Below are 21851 nucleotides of genomic sequence, written 5' to 3' on the forward strand. Positions count from 1 at the left end.
ATACTTAAATTTATCTCTTCTGCGTTAGATTCGTATTATAGGTTGTTTGTAAAATTTTGTTATTAATTTTTACTTTAAACGAATCAAGATGAAGAACACGCGTATTTTTAGTCTGCTTGCCCTGCTGGTGGCATTTGTATTTTCTACGGCAGTTATGGCCCAGGACCAGAAACCAAAAGCGAGCCCGCCGGCAACCGCTACCGGTAAAGTGGGTGGCGCTACCATAACTATAAACTATAGCAGCCCATCGGTAAAGGGCCGTACCATTTGGGGCGAGCTGGTGCCTTACGGACAAGTTTGGCGCTCTGGTGCCAACGAAGCTACAACTGTTACTTTTGATAAAGATGTGATGGTAGAAGGCAAACCATTGGCCGCCGGAACCTATAGTTTCTATACTATCCCGACAGAAGACAAGTGGACCGTGATCTTTAATAAAACCGCCAAGCAGTGGGGGACGCAATACGACGAGAAACAGGATGCCCTGCGTTTGACTGTAACACCTCGTAAAGCACCGGTTATGGCCGAGCGCCTGAAGTATGATGTGAACAGCGAAGGTTTACTGCTGACATGGGAAAACCTGGCGGTGCCTGTTAAGATAACTGCAGCCAAAAAGTAAGATAAACCTGTCGGTGAACAAGGCAGTTGCTGAAAAGTAACTGCCTTTTTTATTGTTTGAAAGCAAGTTCGTATAGGGATTTTGCTATATTGAAATTGAAATCATTTTTTAGTTATCAATTATTCCTGAAAACATGCTTAAGACATTTACACTAAACCTGAAACAAACCACTACCGACCTGATCGGCTTCCTGAAAAATCCGACAGATAGCCCCGAAACCGAAATGCCAATCAAAGGCAAGTTGAGAGAGCTGTTTAACCTGCTGCTAATAAATATAGTGCTATCTGTAGCACTTGTAGGTATTATAGAACTTATAGTGTTGCTGGGCTGGGTTAACTACGACGGACATGCTGTGTCAGAAATGCTGCGAAAGTTTCCGATTTGGGGAGGTTTATTGCTAGCAGTTATCATCGTTCCGTTTTTTGAAGAAGTAGTTTTCAGGTCGGGTCTTCGGTTCCGGAGAGGGTACTTTACTTTATTGACGGCTCTGATGCTTTTTGTCGCAGGCATCTTAAGCTTCAGATACTTGACTTTGTTTTGGGCGTTGGGTATTTCGATCGCGTTTGGTGGCATCATGATTATTTATTTGTTAAAAGCCTACTCTATAGGTGAATTTTTGGAGCGTAAATGGTCCCAGATATATGGAATACTGTTTTATAGTATAGCTGTGATTTTTGGACTAGTACACATCTCCAACTATACAAACTTTAATTATGCATCGGTGGCTTTGCTATTAATCCCTGTATTGGTAGCACCGCAGATCTGGGCTGGATTAGCATTAGGCTATATCCGTGTAAAATATGGTTTCTTCTGGGGCTTCTTTCTGCATGCGGCGCATAATGCTGTTTTTATAGTTCCGACTCTCTTATTCATAAATCAGCTGGAAGAAAAGCTGAACATCCACAATGAAAACTATAGTTTGAAAGTGGAAGAGCATTTTCGCTATGATGATACGGCTGGTTCAACAAGTATAATTTCAGGTGATACGGTCGCTTTTGAGAATACAAAACTAAATGACGTGATCACACACCTGCTGCAAACAGAAGAAGTATCGATACAAAATAAAATTGGTAATAAATCGACAAGAGCGGTAAACCTGTACTATAAAAGCGAGACTTCGGACCTAGCCAAAACCAAAGCAGCTATACTTGCCGAACTACAAAAGCTGTATAAGTTTGATGTAACTAAAGCAGATGTGCAGAAGGAAATGTGGGATGTAGAAGTGGAGAATACAACGGCTTTAGCCGCTAACATCTCGAACAGGGGCGATAAAACATCGGAAGTTATGGTAGATAAGAAAGGAATAAAAATGCATAACGTAACAATGGAGCAACTGATCGGAACGCTGCAAAAAGAATACAACATAGCACTAGCCGATAAAACCACCGATGAAGGCAGGTATAATTTTAAGTTCAGTAAAATGAGTTTCGAAGAACTGAAGTCTGAGTTAAAAGAAAAGTATGGTCTTGTGTTGCAATCTAAAATGATAATGACGCAGCAGGCCTTGGTAGAGTTTAGGAAATAAAAATATGCTATAGATAAGGTGCCAGTTAAATTGAGCCTATAGAGATAAACTTTTAAAGCCGTCGCCTGCGTTTAGGAAGTGTAAACACAAATTATAAAGGCAGATGGAAAGCAGTCAGTTCTGGTTCTTTTATGCGTTAACGGCGGTGCGCTATGTGGTGGTGGCAGGGCTGGCGTTTCTGTTGTTTTATGTGCTGTTCCGGAGCAAGCTTACCCGTTTTAAAATTCAGAAGCTCTTCCCGAAGCAGCAGGATTATGTGCGCGAAGTAGGCTACTCGTTCCTGACCTTTTTTGTGTTTGCGCTGGTAGGTGTTATAGTTGCCTCGGATGTGGTATTGCCGCACACGCAGATCTACACAGATGTAGCGGAGTATGGCTGGGGCTACTGGGGTTTGAGTATACTGCTGGCGCTGCTCCTGCACGATACCTATTTTTACTGGACTCACCGGCTCATGCACCACCCCAGGCTGTTTAAGCTGTTTCATCTTACCCATCACCGTTCCGTTAACCCGTCGCCGTGGGCATCGTTTGCATTTAGTCCGCTGGAGGCTGTGGTGGAGGCCAGCGTGCTGTTTGTGATCGTATTCCTCATCCCGATCCATGGTTCGGCTATACTTATGTTTCTGCTGCTCATGACCATTTATAACGTGTATGGCCACCTGGGCTACGAGATCTATCCGAAATGGCTTGTGAACAGTTGGGTGGGTAAGTGGCTTAATACCTCTACCAACCACAACATGCACCACAAATACTTTAAAGGCAATTATGGCCTGTACCTGCGGGTGTGGGACGAGCTGCTGCACACAACTCACCCGGAGTACCACAACACCCTCGAAAAGCTGGTAACCCGCAAGCAGGAACACCAACAGCCGGCACAGCCGGTCAGCATATAGTATTATCTATATATCCCCGGAAATTGTTATGTTTGTTATAGCTGCTACAGGTTTGCGGCTGGCCGTGTATAATAAACTGACACCGAATGAAAACAAGTATATCCCGCGAACTAATCTATAGCATTGCCCGGCACAGCAACTGGCGTGGGCAAAGTATAGCTGCATGGTTCCGGAAAGAGCACATCTACGCAGACACATCTGCCTGGATACGCTTTATGCAACTGTTTCTTCTGGTGCTGGGCGGTGGATTTTTGGTAGCAGGCATCGTGTTCTTTTTTGCCTATAACTGGCAGGAAATGCACAAGTTCCTGAAGATCGGGTTGGTAGAAGTATTGCTTATAGCTGTTGCAATGCTGGCTGTTTTTACCAACTGGAGCAAACTAGTAAAGAACCTGCTGCTGATAGCTGACGTGATGCTGGTAGGCGTATTGTTTGCCGTTTACGGGCAGATCTACCAGACTGGGGCCAACGCTTACGACTTCTTTCTGGGTTGGACGATTTGGGTTATACTTTGGGTGCTGGCAGCTCGCTTTCAACCGCTCTGGGTCGTTTTTATGGCCCTTATTAACACCACTTTTATACTTTATGTAGAGCAGGTGGCTACAGGCTTAGCTTTCCCTATCGAATTGGACATTTTGTTCGGAATAAACGCTACAGCTGTAGTGGTCTGGGAGGTGTTGTACAGCAAAGGCAAGATCAGTCGGTTTGGGAAGTGGTTTCCGAGATTAGCCACATTAGCTGCGCTGGTGCCTGTTACCATGAGTATGATCATCTTTATGTTTGATAACTATAGCTCCGTCGACAAAGGTCTTTGCTATGCGTTGGCAGCTGTTGCTTACACTGCCGGTATCTGGTATGGCTACCGTAGCCGCGACCTGTTTTACCTTTCTGTTATTCCTTTTTCTTTAATTGTAGTGGGAGCTGCCGGCATTGTGCGCACCCAGAAAGATAATCCGGAGATGGTATTTCTGTTTGCCAGCTTATTTGTGGTGGCAAGTATAACCCTGCTTGTTCGTTTCATTATACAGACTAACCGTAACTGGCATGCCACAGCAACAGAACTATAACCTGCAGGAGGTGCTGCAAACCATACAGCACGAAGAAGGCGATAACTTTAGCTTTGATGCCGCCAAGATTGAAGAAGAGGCACACTTCAGCTCGTCGCTCTACACCAACCTGCCCATTAAACTACTCACCATTTTTGGAGGTTTTCTGGCGACAGGTTTTTTCCTGGGTTTCCTGATGACAACCGGCCTGCTGGATTCCATAACAGCGATGTTTATTACTGGCGTGATTTTCCTGGTGGCCTCCGAAGTGCTGAACCGGTTGCGAAACGACCTGCTGCTGGAATCGATGAGCGTATCACTGAACATTGTAGGCTATCAGTTATTTGGCGTTGGTTTTTCTGAAATGACCAACGATACAGCATTGGCTTTGGCACTGGCAGGTATTGCATTGGTGTTTATACTTGTGTCGGGAAGTACGGTGCTGCTGTTTTTTGCTACGCTGGTTTTCTGGGGAAGCCTTATCAGTCTGCCGCTTATTCATGAATTGCCTGAACTGCTGTATGTGCATGTCGGGGTGATGGTGGCTATACTTACCTACCTAAGCTTAAACGAGGCAAAACTGATTGCGCAGCATCCGAGGCTGGCTAAACTATATGCGCCGGTACGTATCGGGCTGGTGTTTGCTTTCATTGGGCTGCTTATCATGCTGGCCCATCATAGTTTCCTTGTCAAAGGAATTGAGCATCTCTGGTTAGCAAGCCTGCTACTAATAGGTGTGCTCTTGCTTGTGCTGCGCCGCATCATGCAGGATACCGGGGTTACCGATATTAAAACACAACTTATAGTTTATACGTGCTGCATCGCGATTCTGGTGCCAACTATACTTACGCCTTCGCTGGCCGGGGCGCTGCTGGTTGTGCTGGTTAGTTTTTACATGGGGCACCGCTTAAGTTTTATAGTTGGCTTGCTGGCGCTGGGGTATTTTATCATCCTGTACTACTATAACCTGGAGCTCACGCTACTGACAAAATCAGGAATACTGGTGCTTACCGGCTGCCTGTTTTTAGGAGGCTTATACTTGCTAAACCGTTACATCAGAGCGCATGAAAAATAATCTGAAAGCTATAGTTGTGCTGGTAAACCTGGTACTGGTGCTGGCATACCTGAACTGGTCGGTGGTGCAGAAGGAGGATATTCTGGAAGAAGGTGAGTTGGTGCTGCTCAAACTGGCTCCCGTAGATCCGCGCTCGCTGATGCAAGGCGATTACATGCGCCTGAGCTATGCCATCAGCCAACCCAACAACCAACTATGGCAGGAACAACAAAACGTAGATAGTCTTATTAACCAGGTGCAGCAACAGCAACTGACTATGGACAGCCTGGAAAGCCGTGGCTATGCTGTGATAAAACTGGATGCACAACAAGTGGCGCAACTGGTACGATATCAACCTGAAAAAGAACCACTACACAAAGACGAACTGCTGCTGAAGTATACTAAAGGCGACTGGGCACTTAATCTGGGGGCAGAATCATACTTTTTTGAAGAAGGTCAGGCCAAAACATTTGAGCAGGCAGAGTATGGCGGGTTGCGGGTTGACAAACAAGGAAATAGCGTACTGGTAGGCTTGTATGATAAAAACCGCAAACTGCTGAAACCGAAGAAAACTGGAGACTAACATTACATGAAATCAAATTTATACGCTTACAATACGGGTTGCTATTTTAGCACTGCTGCCAGGGTTCTGGGCTGGATCACCACGGTTTGGGCCATTTTAGCTGTTGTTGGTGGTTCAGTATCAGCGTTCCTGATTTTGCCGGCAGCTATCATTACACAGCTCACGCATTATAAGGTAGAGTTCGACCTGCAGCACATAACCTACCGAGAAGGAGTTAGTTTTGCAGGACTTACTTTCGGTAAGAAATTACCCTTGCCAGGGTTCGATTTCTTGTTCCTGAAGAAGAATAACTATAAGCAAACCATGGAGTCCAGAGCATCGATGGCTACTATTAAGATGGTTAAGTACGATGGCTACATTAAGCTGACAAATAACGTTAAGCTGCACCTGCTAAAAACAAAAGACCAGCAGAAAGCCATGCAGGTAATGGAACAGATTGCGCAGGACCTGAACGTGGAGTTCCGGGACCTGACGGAAATGAAGTACTATTAGTGTGGAATATAGCTTATTACTGCCTGCTGACCTGTTGTAAATGAAGAAAAATACCCTGAAGGAAGACCTGCTGTTTACAACTATTGGTGTGGCTATACTTGCCGTGTGCCTGTGGGACGGCATCGGCATCACCTTCGATTCTCATTTATACTTACTGGGTAGTTCGTGGGTGTTGCAGCATGGCTTTACCGACATCTTTGAAGTTCCGGCTTTCCGGGCAAAGCCTCCTGTGCTGTCGGTGCTCTATGCGTTGCTGCAGAACAATATTTCACTCATCAAACTGTCGAATCTGCTTATCCTGGCCGGTATGTTACTGGTAAATTTCAGGCTGGCAACTATACTTATCAGCGATGCCTTTTTCAGGAAGTTTACCAAAGCAGTGCTTGCAACGGCTACGCCTTTTATGCTGGTACATAGTTTTCTGTGGTCAGAGCCATTCTTCATTTTTATACTTAGCCTATACTTCCTGCTTAGCTATAAAACCCTGGTGCAGCCCCGAAAAGTATTGTGGTTATACTTGCTGACTATACTGGCTTTAATGCTGATTGGTCTGCGCCATATCGGAATCGTATTTGCTTTAGTTGGTAGTTTATACTTGCTGCTGCACTATAAACGCTTTTCCAGGACCCAACTTATACCTGTAGCTTTAAATGTGGTGCTTCCGCCGCTGGCCTTGCTATGGTGGCACACGAATGTACTAGCACACGGTGGTAACGCCGGCGAGTATAACCTCATCCACAACCTGGACCTGGCGCGTAATTTCCTGCTGTATGCTGATGTGCTGAAAGTATGGCTGTTGCCGCCCGGTTTACCTTTTGCTGCCGTGTTATCAGTTATGGCTTTTATATTTTATGCGGCAGTGGCGGTGCTGGCTATAAGGCAAAGTTATACTTCTGAGGTAAGGCACCTGGTGCTGTTGTTTATACTTTGCAGTGCGGCTTATGCAGGGGTTATGTTGTTAAAAGGCGATCTGCTGGCCGATGATAACGAAAGGTATTTGTCAGTCATTTATGCACCATTAACGATGCTGCTATTTTATGTGTTCAGTAATAAGGCGGCAATTATGAACCGCAAAGTAGTATGGCTGCTGTGTATACTTTGGTTTACTTATCCGCTGGTGCGCACGCTGCACAATGTAAATCGTTGGCACCACGATGGTATTAATAACTATAACCCTGCCACAACCCCCGAAAAGATATTGCGCGACTACAAAAACCCGCAGTAACTATAGTTGCTTTTCCATTTTATAGTGCTGTATGGAGCCAAACAACAGGTGTGTTTTCTCTACTACTTTATACCCATTCCGCTCATAAAAACTGACCGCTTTTTCGCGGGCCTGCAGCACAATGTTGGTAGCCCCCATACTTCGGGCTTTATCTTCCAGGTAATCTAACAGCAGCTTGCCCAGGCCTTTGCCCTGGTAATTTTCGTGAATGCCCATAAACCGGATCTGAGCCTCCTGTGGGGTTTGCAGGTGCATGCGGCATACGCCTATGGCTTCACCGGCATTATCAACCAGCATGGCATGTGTGGCTGTTGCATCATCGTCGGCGCGTTCGCTGCCTTCGGGCTGGCCCCACGGCTGGCGCAGGGTAAGGTAACGCAGGCGGTAATACTTCTCAAACTGTTCCGGGGTCGCGGGCTCTAGTATGTTCATGGTTCGGTAGTTAACGTATGGAGGGGATAAACTGCAACACAGGTGTAAATATCTGCTTTCGGCAATATAACAATTTAACAATTCAGCAATTAAGAATAACTTTGTCAGTTCAATTCAGGTAAATCAGTTTTTAAAGTATAAACCGCAAAATAACTATGGCATCTTTTGATATTGTAAGCAAAGTAGATCCGCAGGTTATGGATAACGCTGTGAATGTGGCCCGCAAAGAGATCATGAACCGCTACGATTTCCGTGACACCAAAGGCAGCCTGGAATATGATAAAAAGGCAAGCGAAGTAAAGATTGTAATGGAGAACGATATGCGCGTGCAGCATACCGAAGATGTGCTGATGAGCAAAATGGTGAAGCAGGGGCTGGACGCTACCGCACTCGATTTCTCAAAGGAAGCTTACCAGAGCGGCGCCATGGTTAAAAAGGATATTAAAGTAAAAGCCGGTATCGATAAGGAAACATCCAAGAAAATAATGAAGCTGATAAAAGATAGCAAAGCGAAAGTATCGGCAGCAATTATGGATGAGACCATACGCGTTACGGGCAAAAAAATTGACGACCTGCAGCAAGTAATAGGTATACTTCGCAGCAATTCTGATGAAATTGGCATGCCGCTGCAGTTCGTGAACATGAAAAGCTAATTATATTGTTGAATTGCTATATTGTTAAATTGTTAATCAGCATTTAAAACAGCTTCAGCAATTTAACCATCCAACCTTTCAACAATTAAACAAATAACGATACAACCTTATGGATTTCTCAATTTTTGCTAACCCGGATACTTGGATAAGCCTGCTGACGCTAACCTTTATGGAGGTGGTGCTGGGTATAGATAACATTGTTTTTATATCGATTATAGTTGCCCGCTTACCAAAAGAGCAGCAGGCAAAAGGCCGTACTATAGGCCTGATGCTGGCGCTGGTATTCCGGGTTATACTTCTGCTGTTTATCAGTTACATTGTGCAGGCAAAGGAGCCGCTGTTTACACTGGATATTCCGTTCTCCGATAATGACCAGGCTGTATCGATACGCGACCTTATATTATTTGCCGGTGGTCTGTTTTTGCTGGCTAAAAGTACTACCGAGATACACAATAAACTGGAAGGCGAAGAAGAAAGCCATGGCACTGCTAAAGCAACTGCAACGCTGGGTAAAATTCTTATCCAGATTATCCTCATCGACATCGTATTCTCTTTCGATTCTATACTTACAGCCGTTGGCCTTGTGAATAATGTGATGATCATGATCATAGCCGTTATCATCTCTATGGTGATTATGCTGCTGTTTGCTAAATATGTAAGCGATTTTGTGAACAAACACCCAACCGTTAAAATGCTGGCCTTGTCGTTCCTGTTACTGATCGGGGTTATGCTGGTGGCGGAGTCCTTCCACGTAGAGATTCCGAAAGGCTACATCTACTTTGCCATGTTCTTCTCTTTAATGGTAGAAATGCTGAACATGCGTCTTCGCAAGAAAGTGGAGCCGGTACACCTGCGCCAGAGCGATTTGAAAGACGACGACGCTTATACACTTATAGATTAACTTTTTATACTTCCTGAAAAGGCTTCCGGTACTAGCTAACGGAAGCCTTTTTTGTTGGTAACAGCTACAAATCAGATATTATACTTATATTCGGAGAGTTATATACTTTGCTGATATACTGCACTATGCGCCAACGTAATACTGCTATTGCCGGGTTTCTGCTGTTAGCTTTAACCGGCCTTGCTTTGCTGAGTATCTACCTGCTGATGCCACCGTCTCCGGTTCCGGCAACTGCGCCTGCCACCACGTTTTCGGCGGAGCGGGCCATGCAGCACGTTCACCAGATCGCAAAAGAGCCGCATGCCATGGGCACAGCTGCGCATGCCCAGGTAAGGGAGTACCTGCTAAAGCAATTACAGCAACTGGGCCTTAACCCGCAGGTGCAGCAAAGTATAGCTTCCGACGAGAATGGAGCAGTAACTACCATTGGTAATGTGTATAATATACTTGGCCGCTTTAAAGGTACAGGTTCCGGCAGGCAGGCCATACTTTTAATGGCACACTACGACTCCCAACCCAATGCCCGCGGCGCCGGCGACGATGGGGCAGGCGTAGCAGCCATACTGGAAACCGTTCGTGCTTTAAAACAGGAGAAACCACTCGAGCACGATGTAATAGTGCTGCTGACTGATGGCGAAGAGTATGGCTTGTTTGGTGCAAAAGCTTTTATGGAGCACCCTTGGGCTAAAGAGGTAGCTATAGTTTTAAACGCAGAAGCCCGGGGCAACGAAGGCCCGAGCATGACCTTTGAGATGAGTCCGCAGAATGGCTGGGTGGCAAAGCAGTTTATTAAAGCAGCCCCGTACCCGTTTGTAAGTTCACTGGCTTACGAGATTTACAGCCGCATGCCCAACGACACGGACTTCACCATTTTTAAAGATGCAGGCTACTCAGGTTTAAATTCTGCCTTTATTGATGGTTTTGTGCACTACCATAAAATCACCGATAACCCCGAGAACCTGAACCAGGGAAGTGTGCAGCACCACGGAAGTAATATGCTGGCCCTTGTCCGCCACTTCGGAAGTATAGACTTAACTGAAACCAAAGCTCCAGATACGGTATTCTTTAACTTGATTAACGGATGGGTAATCAATTACCCTGTGGGGCTGAACATACTTTGGATTGCACTGGCTGCTTTGCTGTTGTTGGTAACTGTTACAGTGGCTATCCGGAAGCAGGAGGTTACAGGTTGGCAGGTTATAGCAGGGGTTGGGTTATACCTGTTGCTGCTGGTTGTAGTAGTAGGGGTGTTTATACCTGTAAATAAACTGGTGCTGCAACTAATGCCACTCACCCACGGCCACAACGGTGTGTATAGTTCCAATGCGTTTTTAATTGCTTACCTGCTGTTGGCGCTGGGTTTGTTTATACTTTTAAGCTGGTTTGTGCTGCGCTGGCTAAGCCTTTTATCACTGATGCTGGGTGTATTTATACTTCAGTTTATCCTGATGATCGGCTTATACTTACTGGTACCGGCTGCTGCCTACCTGTTACTGTTTCCGTTGCTGTTTAGCATGGGTGGTACACTGCTGGCGCTTATGCAGGAGTTGTATCATAAACCTGAAGTCTGCTGGCGTTATGCGCTTATACTTTTGGTGGCGGCTATACCTGCTATCTTTATTATAACTCCAATTGTACATGTGGTTTTTGTAGCTTTTGCGCTGCAATTGCCGGTTGGTGCTATCGCGTTGTTTGTGCTTATACTTGGTTTGGTGCTGCCGTTGCTGGTGATACTGGAGCGTAGTTTTAGCTGGCGCTCTGTGCCATTGCTGCCGTTGGCATTACTGGCAGCAGGTATAATACAGGTTGCACAGGCTATCGATGCTGAAAAACCATCCGAGAAACAACCGTTGCATAGCCACGTGGCCTATTATCTTAATTCTGATGATCAGTCTGCCTACTGGGTATCTAACTTTGCTAAAACAGATGAATGGAACAGGCAATTCTTTACTGCTCCGCAGATTGGGCCGTTAACTGAAATTTACCCAGATGCACAGCGTATAAACATTAAAAACCAGGCCGTACCTGTAGCCCTACCTGTACCTGTTGCCGAGGTACTTTCAGATTCTGTGGGAGGAGCGGAGCGGTTGCTGCGCCTGCGGTTATCTTCGCCACGCGGAGCAGCTCATCTGGAATTTATACTTCAGCCAGCCACACCTGATACTTTACAGGCTGTTGCCTTTAATGGACGAGAGCTGTACCTGCACCCTATACCTACCGAAACTACACCTGTTTACCATTTCCGTTACTATGGCCTGCCGCTAACCAAAGATGCTGTTCTGGAAGTACGCCTGAAGAAGGGAGTGCCGCTAAACCTGCTGCTCTACGACCATACTTTGTCATTGCCACAGGAACTGGTAAAGCAGCCTAAGCCAGCGCATGTAGTACCGGAACAGGGCCGCGACAGCAACATTACCGTTGTTCGCAAAACCTATACTTTCTGAGAATTGCCACAGAAACTATAGCTGTACTTTTCCGGGGATTAATCGGAGTATAAAACTTAGTAGAGAACCTGCGTAAAACAGAAATTAATAACTCCTCTACGCCATGTTTACTGATAAGCTTTTTATACTTGCACTTGCAGCCATTTCGCTTTTGTTACCGGCCTGCGACAGCCGTACTACCGAAAGCGAAACCACCGAAGTAACTTACACTTTAGAAAAGCAGGAGCCCAGTGCTATGTTTTGGGATTATGCGGCCAGCACCAGCATGTTGCAGACCGAACTTAGTAAACTAGCCAAGCAGAAATCCGAAGATACACAGGTCTTGGCACTTGCTGATAGCGCGTTGCTGCAACACACCAAAGCATTAAGAAAACTGCAACGCATTTCCGGTAAGTATGAGTACGTGCAACTTCCCGACAGTCTGACTGGTGCCGATAAAACGATAGTTAAAGATTTTAAAGCGCTGGAAGGAGAGGAGTTTGAGACTCGCTACCTGGAGTATCTGGAGAACAGCATTAGCGCACAGCTTAACCGCTACCAGGAAACATTAAACGAAACAGAAGACCCGGCATTACGCAGCTGGCTCAACAACATGAAAGCGCACCTGCGTAGCCAACTGCAGCTTTACGCAGCAGCGGATACACTTGAATTTTAGCAAAGTGTAAAGTTATTTAACTCCAGAGCTCCGATGCTTTGCGGGCCATTCTGAAAAACAGATCGCGTTCCAGGCCAGCTACCTGGCGGGCTTCACACTCTGAGTAGCCATTTTCTACTGCATTCAGGTAGTCGTAGTATAGTTGGGCAAGCTCCAGCGAGTCGTCTTCAAAACATTCGGTCAGTTTGTCTTTGGCCAGTTTTTCAGGCTCAAAAACTTTAGACGGGTATAGTTTGTCTAGCTGGTAGATCAGGTATTTCTGTGACGTTTTGTTCTGGCGGGCACTGAAAAGATCTTCTATCGGAGTATCATCTTCATCAAAATCATCCATATCCTCGTCATCTTCCACGGCCATGGGCTCATACACTATAATATCGAAGCCAAGCAGCTCAAGGTACTCGTCAAACTGTTCTTTTATAGGTATAAGGGTAGGGGTTTCGTAAGGCTTGTTCAGGATATTTGCCATGTGCAGCGCCATCTCCTTACCCTTCTCGCCGGCAGCAATAAGTATCTGGTTGAACTGCGTAAAATCGCAGCCCAGGTAGATAAACTTATACTCATCATCGAGCATGGTAAAGCACCAAAGCGTAATAAACTCCGTGTCGTCGATTACTACTGTATCGATGTAGAGTTCATTTATCTGAACGTAGTAAGGCGAATATTCCGGAGTATCCATGTGGGTTCGGCTTAAAATACGAAACTCAATTTAACTGCATGGCTAAAGTAAGAGGGATCTTTTTCAGCGTATACGACAATCCAGAAGATATGGCAACCTTTCTATATAGAAAGTTTAGTGAAGCATCTTGTTAATTTTAAACGTGCAGATATAAATAACTGATATATAATTTGTTGTGCTTTTTAAGATTTTGCTGTTTTTATGGTGAAAGTTTAGGGTAAGTGTTGTTAGGAAACAGACCACAGGCGTTCGATAAAGCGAAGCGCGTTCTGATAAGCCAGCTTCTGTAGCTGCTCGGGGCGCAGTTGTTCCTGTAGTTTTTTCAGGATGTAGCTATAGCTTATACCAGCATGTAGCAGGTCAGGGAAGTAGAAAGGCAGGCGGCTCACATCCTTTTCATCGGCGGTATAAAAATAATCGGCTCCAAAGCAGATCACATCTTCGGCTCCGTGTGCAAAGCCATACTTTATATGGTCAAGTATCGCATCGGGTTCATCGTTATGCAGAAAAGAGCGCAGAAAGTTTATTCCAATCAGTCCTTTGCGGCGGATGATCTCCTGCATCAGTTCATAAGGCAGGTTGCGCTCGTGCTCCCAGAGTGGCCTGAAGTTAGAGTGGCTGGCAATAACAGGTATATCTAATTTTTCGCGGTCGATATGCTCCAGAATATCATAAGCCAACGCATCGCTGGTATGCGACATATCAATGGCTATTTTACGGCCGTGCATGTAATCGAGCAACATTTTGCCATCGCGGGTTATTCCTAATGTGGTAGCATTGCCGCCACCAAACCTGTTGGCCAGGCTGTGTGTCATGCTGATGTACAGGGGAGTGCCTGCATCTTCAATTATCTTTTCCAGCTTTTTAAAGCCATCCTCCAAGGGCTCGTCTTCTTCGCAAAACCCCGAAGCATTCTCAATTGCGACTACCATTCCTGTCTGGTCTGCCTTTAAGGCCTGGTGTAGTTCATCTAGGTTGGTGACGGCGGTGAGACAGTTCTCTGATTCAGCAAGTAGCTTGTATGCTTCGCTTTGTTTTTTAGCATAAGCCGTACTTCCTGATTTAGTAGGGCAATATATAGCCATCACCTGCAGTTTTACATTGCCTTGTGTAAGCGAAGGCAATGCACATCCTATTTCATCCACATTATCCTGTATAGCACCGGGTACATCCGTCAGGTATACCAGTAAGTCGCAGTGCAGGTCAATTATCGGAAGTGTAGCAGCAGTCATAGTATATTTTATATTTGCTTGTAATACGGAGAAAGTTAGTTTTTTTGTTTGATAGTATGAATGTAAGTAGAGTTGGGGATAATGTAATTGTTATTTCGAGCGAAGCCGAGAAATCTTATACGTCCTGTAGTTAAGGTTTATACTTACTTGCACCGAGCTATACTTCTATAGCTGCCTTTAATCCTGGGAGCTCTATTCTCCTATAGTTTTATAGTTAGCTTTGGAGCGCTCACGGCCGCGGGGCCTCGTCTTCGGGCATCGCGCGGTGCAAATCTCTTTTGCTCCTGCGTCGCAATGGCTACGCCACCAGATATTCACAAGGCGCTCAACCCAAAGACTGAGATCTTTCTCATAGCTACTGCTATTCTATAGTTTGAATCGGTAAGCTTCGACCTTTCTCGTGGTTGTATTTCCTTGGGGACAGGTCGCGACCTGTCCGATTAGGGTCTGTACCTATAGAACTTTAGCTCATGAATTGGTAATAGCAGAACTGTCCCCTTGAGGGGACTACAGGGGTGTTGAAACAGTAACTATGAAACTATAACTTCAACTATAGCAGTAGCAGAAAAGCACCCCGCCTTAGATAAGGAGGGGCTGGGGGTGGTTGGATAAACGGCAACTATAAAACTACTCCAGATCTCTCACGCTGTTCGACATGACAAAAAAGCTCCCTCTCCTGTTCTTAGGAGAGGGTTGGGAAGGGGTAAGCCCTAAAAATCATCTTCATCTCCTCCGCTTTGTTCGTCCTGCTGGCGACGATTGCGTTGGTTGTCTTCGCTGTTTAGGCGATAGGTAAAGCCCAGGTAAATGATGCGGGTCTGGCGGCGGTTCTCGCTTTCGGTTCTGAACTCAGGGCCAAAGCTCAGGAAGTTAAACTGACGTGTGTTGAAGATGTCAGTAACGCGTAACGAGATGGTGCCATTCTTTTTCAATACATCTTTTTTAACGCCTAGGTCGGCACTAAACATCTGCTCCATCCGGCCCTGAATGTCGGCGGTTGGGGCGCGGTAGAAGGCAGACAACTGGATATCCATGTCTTTCCAGATTGTCATGGTGGAATTTAATTTTGAGTTCCAGCTTATGCGGCTACTGCTTAACTCGGTATCGCCTTGTGTAGAGTTTAGCTCTGTTCTGAAACCGGAGATGCTACCGTTTAATTTCCACCATTTTGCAACATCGTAATTAAGGCCCAACTCCACTCCATAAGAGGCATTGCTGGAAAGGTTAAGGAAGGTAACTTGCTGGCCTGGAATGGAATCGCCGTTAACAATAACGGCTGTAGCCGTTCTGAAACGTTCTATCTCATCGGAAGTATGGCGGTAGAATACGGTGCTGTTGAAGGAAGCATTGCCAAAATAACGCAGGTAGCCCATCTCCAGCGAGTTCACAAACTCAGGCTTAAGATTCGGGTTACCGAACTGCACGTTATAAATGTCTGAACGATCTACAAAAGGGTTTAAGAATCGGCTGCTTGGCCTGTTAATACGCCGGCTGTAACTGAACTGTACTTTGTTCTTATCGTCAAAATCGTTGGTGATGAACAGCGTCGGAAAGAGGCTGAAGTAATTATTATCAGTAACTATACTTTGTGTGCGCTGGTCAGAAGTAGTATAGGTCTGTTCGGCACGCAGGCCCAGTTGGTAACTTAGGGTTTTATACTTGTTGTTATAGTTGGCATACAGGGCGTGTACCTGCTCATCGTAAATAAAGTGGTTGCTTAGTTCGCTGTCGTAAACCAGTTCGTTGGTGGCATTGTCCAGGTTAAAAAATCGGGAGTCTTCGTCCAGACGCTCAAAGGTGCTTCTAAAGCCAGCTTCCAGGTTGCTGTTCTCCGAGATGGGGTGCATATAATCAGCATTAGCTGCGAATTCATAGTTTTCATCGTCTACCAGTGTTTGCTGTACATCCGGAAGATCGCTCGAACTCATGTCAGTTTCCCGGAAATGGCTTATTTCATCATCTACATTGGCATTAAAAACCAGGTCGGCCGTCAGTTCCTGTCCTTTTTTGTCAAAAGTCTGCCGGTATCCTAAGGTTAAATCCATTGCCTGTTCATCTTCTAAATCATTTGTGTGTCGCAGGCTGTATGCTTGCTGTTCCCGGTTCTCATCTAAAAACTGATACCTAATGTCGCTGTTGCCTTTATCCTGGCCAAAGTGATACAGTGCAGAAGCCGAAAGTGTAATTTTAGGGGTGACAGAATAGTCGGTACCTAACCGGAAATTGTGTGATCTGTCGGTGCTATTGCGGTCGCCGTTCTGGATGCGGTAACTGGTGCTGTCTATACTTTGGTCTACAGTATCCAGGTAATAGTTGGTGGTAAAACTGTTGCTTTCGCCCGGTCGGGTACGTTGCCTGAAATCGTAGCCCCCGTTAACAGACCATTTAAAGTAGCGGTAATTCAGGTTAAGTGAAGTATTATAGTTGTCGTAAGTGCCTGCCGTAACCGATGCAGTGCCATGAAAACCCGGTTTCTTTTCCTTTTTCATTACCAGGTTAATGATGCCTGAGGTGCCTTCCGGGTTATACTTGGATGACGGGTTAGTGATAAGTTCTATACTTTCGATCAGGTTGGCCGGAATCTGGTCCAGGGTAAGGTTGCTGAGTGCGGAGCGTTTTCCGTTGATAAGTATAGTTACGTTGGTGCTGCCGCGCATGCTCACGTTGCCTTCAATATCTACCGTTACAGATGGCAGGTTCTGCATTACTTCGGCCACAGAGCCGCTCTGTGCTGCCATGTCTTTGCTCACGTTCACTACTTTTTTATCGAGGTCATACTGCACCAGCTCACGCTCGGTGGTTACCTGTACTTCCCGGAGTTGGGTAGAGGCTGGTTTAAGTGAGATAATGCCTAAGTTTATAGTTGGCGAAGCAGCACTGACATTTATATTAGGTACAAACTTAGCCGGATAGCCCACCATCGAAACACGAAGTATAAACCGCCCATTGGGTACACGCTCCAATATAAATTTACCTTTTATATCAGAAGTGGCTCCGGTTACCAGGCTGGAATCTGCGGCAGTATGCAACACTACATTGGCAAAACCCACAGCAGCTTTGGAGGCTGCATCCTGAAGTGTTCCTGATATTTTACCACTGGCAGAAGGTGTTTGTGCTGATAGGGCAACCGGGAAAATCAGTAGAGAAAGTATACGTATAGATCTGTGTAAACTCGTCATCATAGGCATAGATTATGCAATAAAATATTTACGCGTCTAAGGGTGAGATAGTGTTGAAGTAGCGCAGGGCGGGTATTAAAGTATAGCTAGCTACGAGGTGCAAAATACAGGTAGCGGCAAAAACCTGTTAGTAGTACAAACAACAAGTATAAAGGTTTAAAAGCTCAGGCTGGAAAGTATAAAATAAGAAAGCAGCTGTACCGCTTTGATTTGCTGGAACAGCTGCTTTCAGAGAGCAAGTATAGCTATAGTTTACTGCCCTAGGGTTTTGCTCAGAAAATCCCAGACCACCACGCCGGTGGCCACCGATATATTAAGCGAATGCTTGGTTCCGAATTGCGGAATCTCCAGCACAAAATCAGAGTTGTTGATCACTTCCTGCTCCACGCCAAAAACTTCGTTTCCCAATATAAGCGCAAAATGCTGGCCAGGTTCAGGTATAAATTCGTTCAGTTTCAGGCTGTTCTCTGCCTGCTCCACCGAACCAATTTTATAGTTCTGCTCTTTTAGTTTCAGTACCAGTTCCAGCGTATCCGGCACGTGCTCCCATTCTACTGATTCTGTTGCACCTAAGGCAGTTTTTTCGATGTCACGGTGAGGGGGTGTGCCGGTAATGCCGCACAGGTATATTTTCTCAACCATAAAGGCATCGGCCGTACGGAAAACAGAACCCACATTATTCAGGCTCCGAACATTATCCAGTACCAAGACTAACGGTATTTTTTTCTTATTTTTGAATTCTTCAACCGACTCGCGGTTAAGTTCATCCATCGAAAGTTTACGCATTCTTTTTAGATATTAGACTTTAGCTTCGCCAGCACCATTACAAAGGTCAGGCAGTTTGCTCTAAAATCAAACTTATAGTTTATAGTTGGTTGTTGAAGAAAGTATAAATCCCTTCCTCGGAGGGGCAGGGGTGGGTTATTCATCCCTAAATTCATAATTCAGAATTCATAATTAGCATACATAGTATGAAAGCAGAAAGCACAGGCACTGTAACCCCACTGATGAAACAGTACAACGCCATAAAGGCGAAGCATCCGGGGGCATTGCTGCTGTTCAGGGTAGGGGACTTTTATGAAACTTTCGGCGAAGATGCGGTAAAGGCAAGTAGGATACTGGATATTGTGCTCACCAAGCGTGGCGCAGGTTCTCCTTCCGAAATAGCGCTGGCCGGTTTCCCGCATCATTCCCTGGATACCTACTTGCCCAAACTGGTACGTGCCGGCGAACGAGTAGCCATCTGCGATCAATTGGAAGACCCGAAATTAGTAAAAGGCATCGTAAAGCGTGGCGTAACCGAGCTGGTAACACCAGGTGTGTCGTTTAACGATCAGGTACTGGAACGCCGCAGCAACAACTACCTGGCAGCAGTACATTTTGGCAAAACCGAAACAGGCGTTTCTTTTCTGGATATCTCTACCGGCGAGTTTATTACCGCGCAAGGCGACCGCAACTATATAGGCAAGCTGCTGCAAAGCCTGTCGCCAGCAGAAGTGCTGTTCTGCAAACGCGAAAAAGAAACATTTACTGAACGTTATGGTCCAGATTTCAGATATTTTGCCTTGGAAGAATGGGTGTTTAACTATGATTTCGCTTACGAGTCGCTGACCCGCCAGTTCAGTACCAAATCGCTGAAAGGTTTCGGTATCGAAGGCATGACAGAAGGCATTATTTCGGCTGGAGCTATACTTCATTATTTATCCGAAACCCAGCATAAAGAGATCAGCCATATTGCCACCATCTCCCGCCTGGAAGAAGATAAGTATGTGTGGCTGGATAGATTTACCGTGCGTAACCTGGAGCTTGTTTATCCGCAGCATCAGGAAGGCGTGCCGCTGATACAGGTGCTCGACCACACGGTTACACCAATGGGTGCCCGCCTGCTGAAAAAGTGGGTGGTGCTGCCACTGAAAGATGTTACCCAGATAAAAAGGCGTTTGGATACCGTAGAAGCCTTGACCCAGCACCGCGAATTGCTGACTGAGCTCACTACCCACCTGAAGCAGATAAACGACCTGGAGCGCCTGATATCGAAAGTGGCGGTGCGTCGTGTAAATCCGCGAGAATTGGTGCAACTGGCCAAAGCCCTGGATGCAATCGTTCCGATACAAACGGCATTGGCGCTGAGCAATATCCCGGCCTTACAAAAACTGGCTGCCCAATTAACGCCGTGCGATGGCCTGCGCGAAGAGATAAAGAACATCCTGAAGCCTGAGCCACCAATGCTTACCAACCAGGGCAACATGATCAACGATGGCATTCATGCAGAACTGGATGAACTCAGAAGTATAGCCTTCTCTGGTAAAGATTACCTGGCACAATTACAGCGTCGCGAAGTACAGAATACGGGCATCAGTTCACTAAAAATTGCCTATAACAAGGTGTTTGGTTATTACCTGGAAGTTAGCAACGCCCACAAAGACAAAGTGCCTGCTACCTGGATCAGGAAACAGACGCTGGTAAACGCCGAGCGCTACATTACCGAAGAGCTGAAAACTTACGAAGAGAAGATCCTGAATGCCGAAGACCGCATCTATAGTATAGAGTTTGGCTTGTTTAATGAGCTGGTGCTGCACGCCTTGGATTACGTGGCGCAGGTACAGCAAAACGCTAAAGTGATTGGGGTAATTGATTGCCTGAGCTCATTTGCAGGTATAGCCCTGGCCAATAACTATGTGAAGCCGGAGGTAAGCGATAGCCACGTGCTGGATATTAAAAAAGGCCGTCACCCGGTTATCGAAAAGCAATTGCCACTGGGCGAAAGCTACGTGCCGAATGATATTTTCCTGGATAATGAAGCCCAGCAGGTGATCATTATTACAGGGCCGAACATGGCCGGTAAAAGTGCCTTGCTGCGCCAGACAGCACTTATAGTTCTGATGGCGCAGATCGGTTGTTTTGTACCCGCAGAGGCAGCAAGTATAGGCATCATCGATAAGATCTTTACCCGTGTGGGCGCTTCAGATAACCTTTCGAAAGGCGAGTCTACGTTTATGGTGGAGATGACCGAAACGGCAAGTATACTTAACAACCTGTCGGATAGAAGTTTAGTGCTGATGGATGAGATCGGGCGTGGTACAAGTACCTACGACGGCATTTCGATTGCATGGGCCATTGTAGAGCATTTGCATAATCATCCGAAGTATAAAGCCAAAACGCTTTTTGCCACGCATTACCACGAGCTAAACCAACTGGCCGAAGAACTGCCACGAGTGAAGAACTATAACGTGTCGGTACGCGAAGCGGGTGGTAAGATTTTGTTTATGCGTAAGCTTGTAGAAGGCGGCAGCGAGCATAGTTTTGGTATACATGTGGCACAAATGGCCGGTATGCCGAATAGCGTGGTGCTACGCGCCGATGAGATCATGCACCACCTTGAGAAAGAAAAAGTGAGTGAGCAGGCACCGGCACAGAAAATGAAATCCGCACCTAAAAATAACTTCCAGCTAAGTATGTTCGAATTAAATGATCCGCAACTGGCTCGCGCTAAAGAACTGCTGGAGCAGCTGGATATAAACACTATTACGCCGGTAGAGGCTTTATTAAAATTAAACGAGCTCAAGCTACTCCTGAAGGAAAAAGCTGAAACTGTACGCTAACCTTATACTTTAGAAACTATAAATAGTAAGCCGATGCAAGAGCCTGAGATCCTGATGTGCGGTGAGAAAAAGCTGGTTGGCATGCAGATTTATACTTCACTGGCGGAGGATGATACTGTAGCTATGTGGCAGCGGTTTATGCCACGCCGTAAGGAAATCCGGAATAGTATTGGGCAATTGTTTTATTCAGTACAGGTATTTGACGGTGGATTGGATGTAGAGGAATTTACACCTAAAACGGAGTTTGAGAAATGGGCAGCCGTAGAGGTCTCAGACTTTAATGCTATACCTGACGGGATGGCTACGTTTATACTTCCTGCCGGGCTTTATGCTGTTTTTATATATAAAGGGGCGAGCAGTGCTTTTTATGAAGCCGCACAATACATTTATGGTTTCTGGCTACCAGAGTCTGTATACGAGCTTGATGCCAGGCCACATTTTGATGTGATGGGCGAAAAATACCTGGGTCCGAACAACCCGGATTCGGAAGAAGAGATCTGGATTCCGGTAAAACTGAGGTAGAAAGTAAGAGCAATAAACTCTGGACAAGTATAAAATCAGAGCACGCAGAAAGTTTTATTAAATTTTTCTCTCTGAAAATCAGTCTGAAACGCATAAATGCAAGATTTTTTTTGCACAGGCTA

General features: G+C 45.8%; 19 protein-coding genes. 14 read left to right on the top strand and 5 right to left on the bottom strand.

Annotated features, from left to right (window positions below; all coding sequences use genetic code 11):
* The first annotated feature begins 88 nt into the window (after positions 1–88).
* The 8 genes from MJ612_RS12170 to MJ612_RS12205 all read left to right on the top strand — a co-directional run bounded on the left by MJ612_RS12170 (position 89) and on the right by MJ612_RS12205 (position 7433).
* Positions 89–616, top strand: coding sequence for a DUF2911 domain-containing protein (locus tag MJ612_RS12170; RefSeq protein ID WP_187031818.1), 528 nt, complete (start codon positions 89–91; stop codon positions 614–616).
* Between the two features lie 133 nt (positions 617–749).
* On the top strand, positions 750–2141 hold the full coding sequence (locus MJ612_RS12175) for a CPBP family intramembrane glutamic endopeptidase (protein ID WP_187031816.1): 1392 nt from the start codon (positions 750–752) through the stop codon (positions 2139–2141).
* Between the two features lie 103 nt (positions 2142–2244).
* Positions 2245–3033, top strand: a complete 789-nt coding sequence (locus MJ612_RS12180; RefSeq protein WP_187031814.1) for a sterol desaturase family protein — start codon at positions 2245–2247, stop codon at positions 3031–3033.
* An 86-nt stretch (positions 3034–3119) separates the two neighbouring features.
* Positions 3120–4100, top strand: coding sequence for a DUF2157 domain-containing protein (locus MJ612_RS12185; RefSeq protein ID WP_187031812.1), 981 nt, complete (start codon positions 3120–3122; stop codon positions 4098–4100).
* Positions 4078–5154 carry a DUF4401 domain-containing protein gene (locus tag MJ612_RS12190; RefSeq protein WP_187031810.1) on the top strand — a complete coding sequence of 359 codons (1077 nt, stop codon included), beginning with the start codon at positions 4078–4080 and terminating at the stop codon, positions 5152–5154. Before MJ612_RS12185 ends, MJ612_RS12190 begins: the two co-directional genes overlap by 23 nt.
* Complete coding sequence (locus MJ612_RS12195) at positions 5144–5716, top strand: GDYXXLXY domain-containing protein (protein WP_187031808.1); 573 nt, start codon at positions 5144–5146, stop codon at positions 5714–5716. Before MJ612_RS12190 ends, MJ612_RS12195 begins: the two co-directional genes overlap by 11 nt.
* Before the next feature lie 6 nt (positions 5717–5722).
* Positions 5723–6208 (top strand): hypothetical protein, encoded by a 486-nt coding sequence (locus tag MJ612_RS12200; protein WP_187031806.1) that lies wholly within the window; start codon positions 5723–5725, stop codon positions 6206–6208.
* A gap of 40 nt (positions 6209–6248) precedes the next feature.
* A complete protein-coding gene (locus MJ612_RS12205) occupies positions 6249–7433 on the top strand; it encodes a hypothetical protein (protein WP_187031803.1) in 1185 nt (394 codons plus the stop codon).
* Here MJ612_RS12205 and MJ612_RS12210 read toward each other — a convergent pair whose 3' ends face one another.
* Positions 7434–7865, bottom strand: a complete 432-nt coding sequence (locus MJ612_RS12210) for a GNAT family N-acetyltransferase (RefSeq protein WP_187031801.1) — start codon at positions 7863–7865, stop codon at positions 7434–7436.
* Between the two features lie 155 nt (positions 7866–8020).
* Here MJ612_RS12210 and MJ612_RS12215 point away from each other — a divergent pair, with 155 nt between their 5' ends.
* From MJ612_RS12215 to MJ612_RS12230, 4 genes are all read left to right on the top strand, one after another.
* On the top strand, positions 8021–8518 hold the full coding sequence (locus MJ612_RS12215; protein ID WP_187031799.1) for a YajQ family cyclic di-GMP-binding protein: 498 nt from the start codon (positions 8021–8023) through the stop codon (positions 8516–8518).
* A 109-nt stretch (positions 8519–8627) separates the two neighbouring features.
* On the top strand, positions 8628–9419 hold the full coding sequence (locus MJ612_RS12220) for a TerC family protein (RefSeq protein ID WP_187031797.1): 792 nt from the start codon (positions 8628–8630) through the stop codon (positions 9417–9419).
* A 125-nt stretch (positions 9420–9544) separates the two neighbouring features.
* A complete protein-coding gene (locus MJ612_RS12225) occupies positions 9545–11863 on the top strand; it encodes a M20/M25/M40 family metallo-hydrolase (RefSeq protein WP_187031795.1) in 2319 nt (772 codons plus the stop codon).
* Positions 11864–11966: 103 nt separating this feature from the next.
* Positions 11967–12518, top strand: coding sequence for a DUF4142 domain-containing protein (locus MJ612_RS12230; protein ID WP_187031794.1), 552 nt, complete (start codon positions 11967–11969; stop codon positions 12516–12518).
* 16 nt (positions 12519–12534) lie between these two features.
* Here MJ612_RS12230 and MJ612_RS12235 read toward each other — a convergent pair whose 3' ends face one another.
* From MJ612_RS12235 to MJ612_RS12250, 4 genes are all read right to left on the bottom strand, one after another.
* The gene (locus tag MJ612_RS12235; protein WP_187031791.1) at positions 12535–13194 is read right to left on the bottom strand and encodes a hypothetical protein; all 660 of its coding nucleotides are present in this window, start codon (positions 13192–13194) and stop codon (positions 12535–12537) included.
* 227 nt (positions 13195–13421) lie between these two features.
* A complete protein-coding gene (locus MJ612_RS12240) occupies positions 13422–14426 on the bottom strand; it encodes a dipeptidase (protein ID WP_187031790.1) in 1005 nt (334 codons plus the stop codon).
* A gap of 710 nt (positions 14427–15136) precedes the next feature.
* A complete protein-coding gene (locus tag MJ612_RS12245; protein ID WP_187031788.1) occupies positions 15137–17608 on the bottom strand; it encodes an outer membrane beta-barrel family protein in 2472 nt (823 codons plus the stop codon).
* A gap of 249 nt (positions 17609–17857) precedes the next feature.
* The gene (locus MJ612_RS12250; RefSeq protein WP_187031786.1) at positions 17858–18391 is read right to left on the bottom strand and encodes an RNA methyltransferase; all 534 of its coding nucleotides are present in this window, start codon (positions 18389–18391) and stop codon (positions 17858–17860) included.
* 185 nt (positions 18392–18576) lie between these two features.
* Between MJ612_RS12250 and mutS the strand changes: the two genes are divergently transcribed.
* Together mutS and MJ612_RS12260 are read left to right on the top strand one after the other, a co-directional pair.
* Positions 18577–21207 (top strand): DNA mismatch repair protein MutS, encoded by a 2631-nt coding sequence (mutS, locus tag MJ612_RS12255; protein ID WP_222619654.1) that lies wholly within the window; start codon positions 18577–18579, stop codon positions 21205–21207.
* A gap of 33 nt (positions 21208–21240) precedes the next feature.
* Positions 21241–21729: a GyrI-like domain-containing protein gene (locus tag MJ612_RS12260; protein WP_187031784.1), complete on the top strand. Its 489-nt coding sequence runs from the start codon at positions 21241–21243 to the stop codon at positions 21727–21729.
* The last annotated feature ends 122 nt before the right edge of the window (positions 21730–21851 follow it).

Source organism: Pontibacter deserti (assembly GCF_023630255.1).
GTDB lineage: Bacteria > Bacteroidota > Bacteroidia > Cytophagales > Hymenobacteraceae > Pontibacter > Pontibacter deserti.

Excerpts from the sequence above, each read along its gene's own strand:
- MJ612_RS12170 (WP_187031818.1), top strand. The coding sequence starts at position 89 with ATGAAGAACACGCGTATTTTTAGTCTGCTTGCCCTGCTGGTGGCATTT.
- MJ612_RS12175 (WP_187031816.1), top strand. The coding sequence starts at position 750 with ATGCTTAAGACATTTACACTAAACCTGAAACAAACCACTACCGACCTG.
- MJ612_RS12180 (WP_187031814.1), top strand. The coding sequence starts at position 2,245 with ATGGAAAGCAGTCAGTTCTGGTTCTTTTATGCGTTAACGGCGGTGCGC.
- MJ612_RS12185 (WP_187031812.1), top strand. The coding sequence starts at position 3,120 with ATGAAAACAAGTATATCCCGCGAACTAATCTATAGCATTGCCCGGCAC.
- MJ612_RS12190 (WP_187031810.1), top strand. The coding sequence starts at position 4,078 with ATGCCACAGCAACAGAACTATAACCTGCAGGAGGTGCTGCAAACCATA.
- MJ612_RS12195 (WP_187031808.1), top strand. The coding sequence starts at position 5,144 with ATGAAAAATAATCTGAAAGCTATAGTTGTGCTGGTAAACCTGGTACTG.
- MJ612_RS12200 (WP_187031806.1), top strand. The coding sequence starts at position 5,723 with ATGAAATCAAATTTATACGCTTACAATACGGGTTGCTATTTTAGCACT.
- MJ612_RS12205 (WP_187031803.1), top strand. The coding sequence starts at position 6,249 with ATGAAGAAAAATACCCTGAAGGAAGACCTGCTGTTTACAACTATTGGT.
- MJ612_RS12210 (WP_187031801.1), bottom strand. The coding sequence starts at position 7,865 with ATGAACATACTAGAGCCCGCGACCCCGGAACAGTTTGAGAAGTATTAC.
- MJ612_RS12215 (WP_187031799.1), top strand. The coding sequence starts at position 8,021 with ATGGCATCTTTTGATATTGTAAGCAAAGTAGATCCGCAGGTTATGGAT.
- MJ612_RS12220 (WP_187031797.1), top strand. The coding sequence starts at position 8,628 with ATGGATTTCTCAATTTTTGCTAACCCGGATACTTGGATAAGCCTGCTG.
- MJ612_RS12225 (WP_187031795.1), top strand. The coding sequence starts at position 9,545 with ATGCGCCAACGTAATACTGCTATTGCCGGGTTTCTGCTGTTAGCTTTA.
- MJ612_RS12230 (WP_187031794.1), top strand. The coding sequence starts at position 11,967 with ATGTTTACTGATAAGCTTTTTATACTTGCACTTGCAGCCATTTCGCTT.
- MJ612_RS12235 (WP_187031791.1), bottom strand. The coding sequence starts at position 13,194 with ATGGATACTCCGGAATATTCGCCTTACTACGTTCAGATAAATGAACTC.
- MJ612_RS12240 (WP_187031790.1), bottom strand. The coding sequence starts at position 14,426 with ATGACTGCTGCTACACTTCCGATAATTGACCTGCACTGCGACTTACTG.
- MJ612_RS12245 (WP_187031788.1), bottom strand. The coding sequence starts at position 17,608 with ATGATGACGAGTTTACACAGATCTATACGTATACTTTCTCTACTGATT.
- MJ612_RS12250 (WP_187031786.1), bottom strand. The coding sequence starts at position 18,391 with ATGCGTAAACTTTCGATGGATGAACTTAACCGCGAGTCGGTTGAAGAA.
- mutS (WP_222619654.1), top strand. The coding sequence starts at position 18,577 with ATGAAAGCAGAAAGCACAGGCACTGTAACCCCACTGATGAAACAGTAC.
- MJ612_RS12260 (WP_187031784.1), top strand. The coding sequence starts at position 21,241 with ATGCAAGAGCCTGAGATCCTGATGTGCGGTGAGAAAAAGCTGGTTGGC.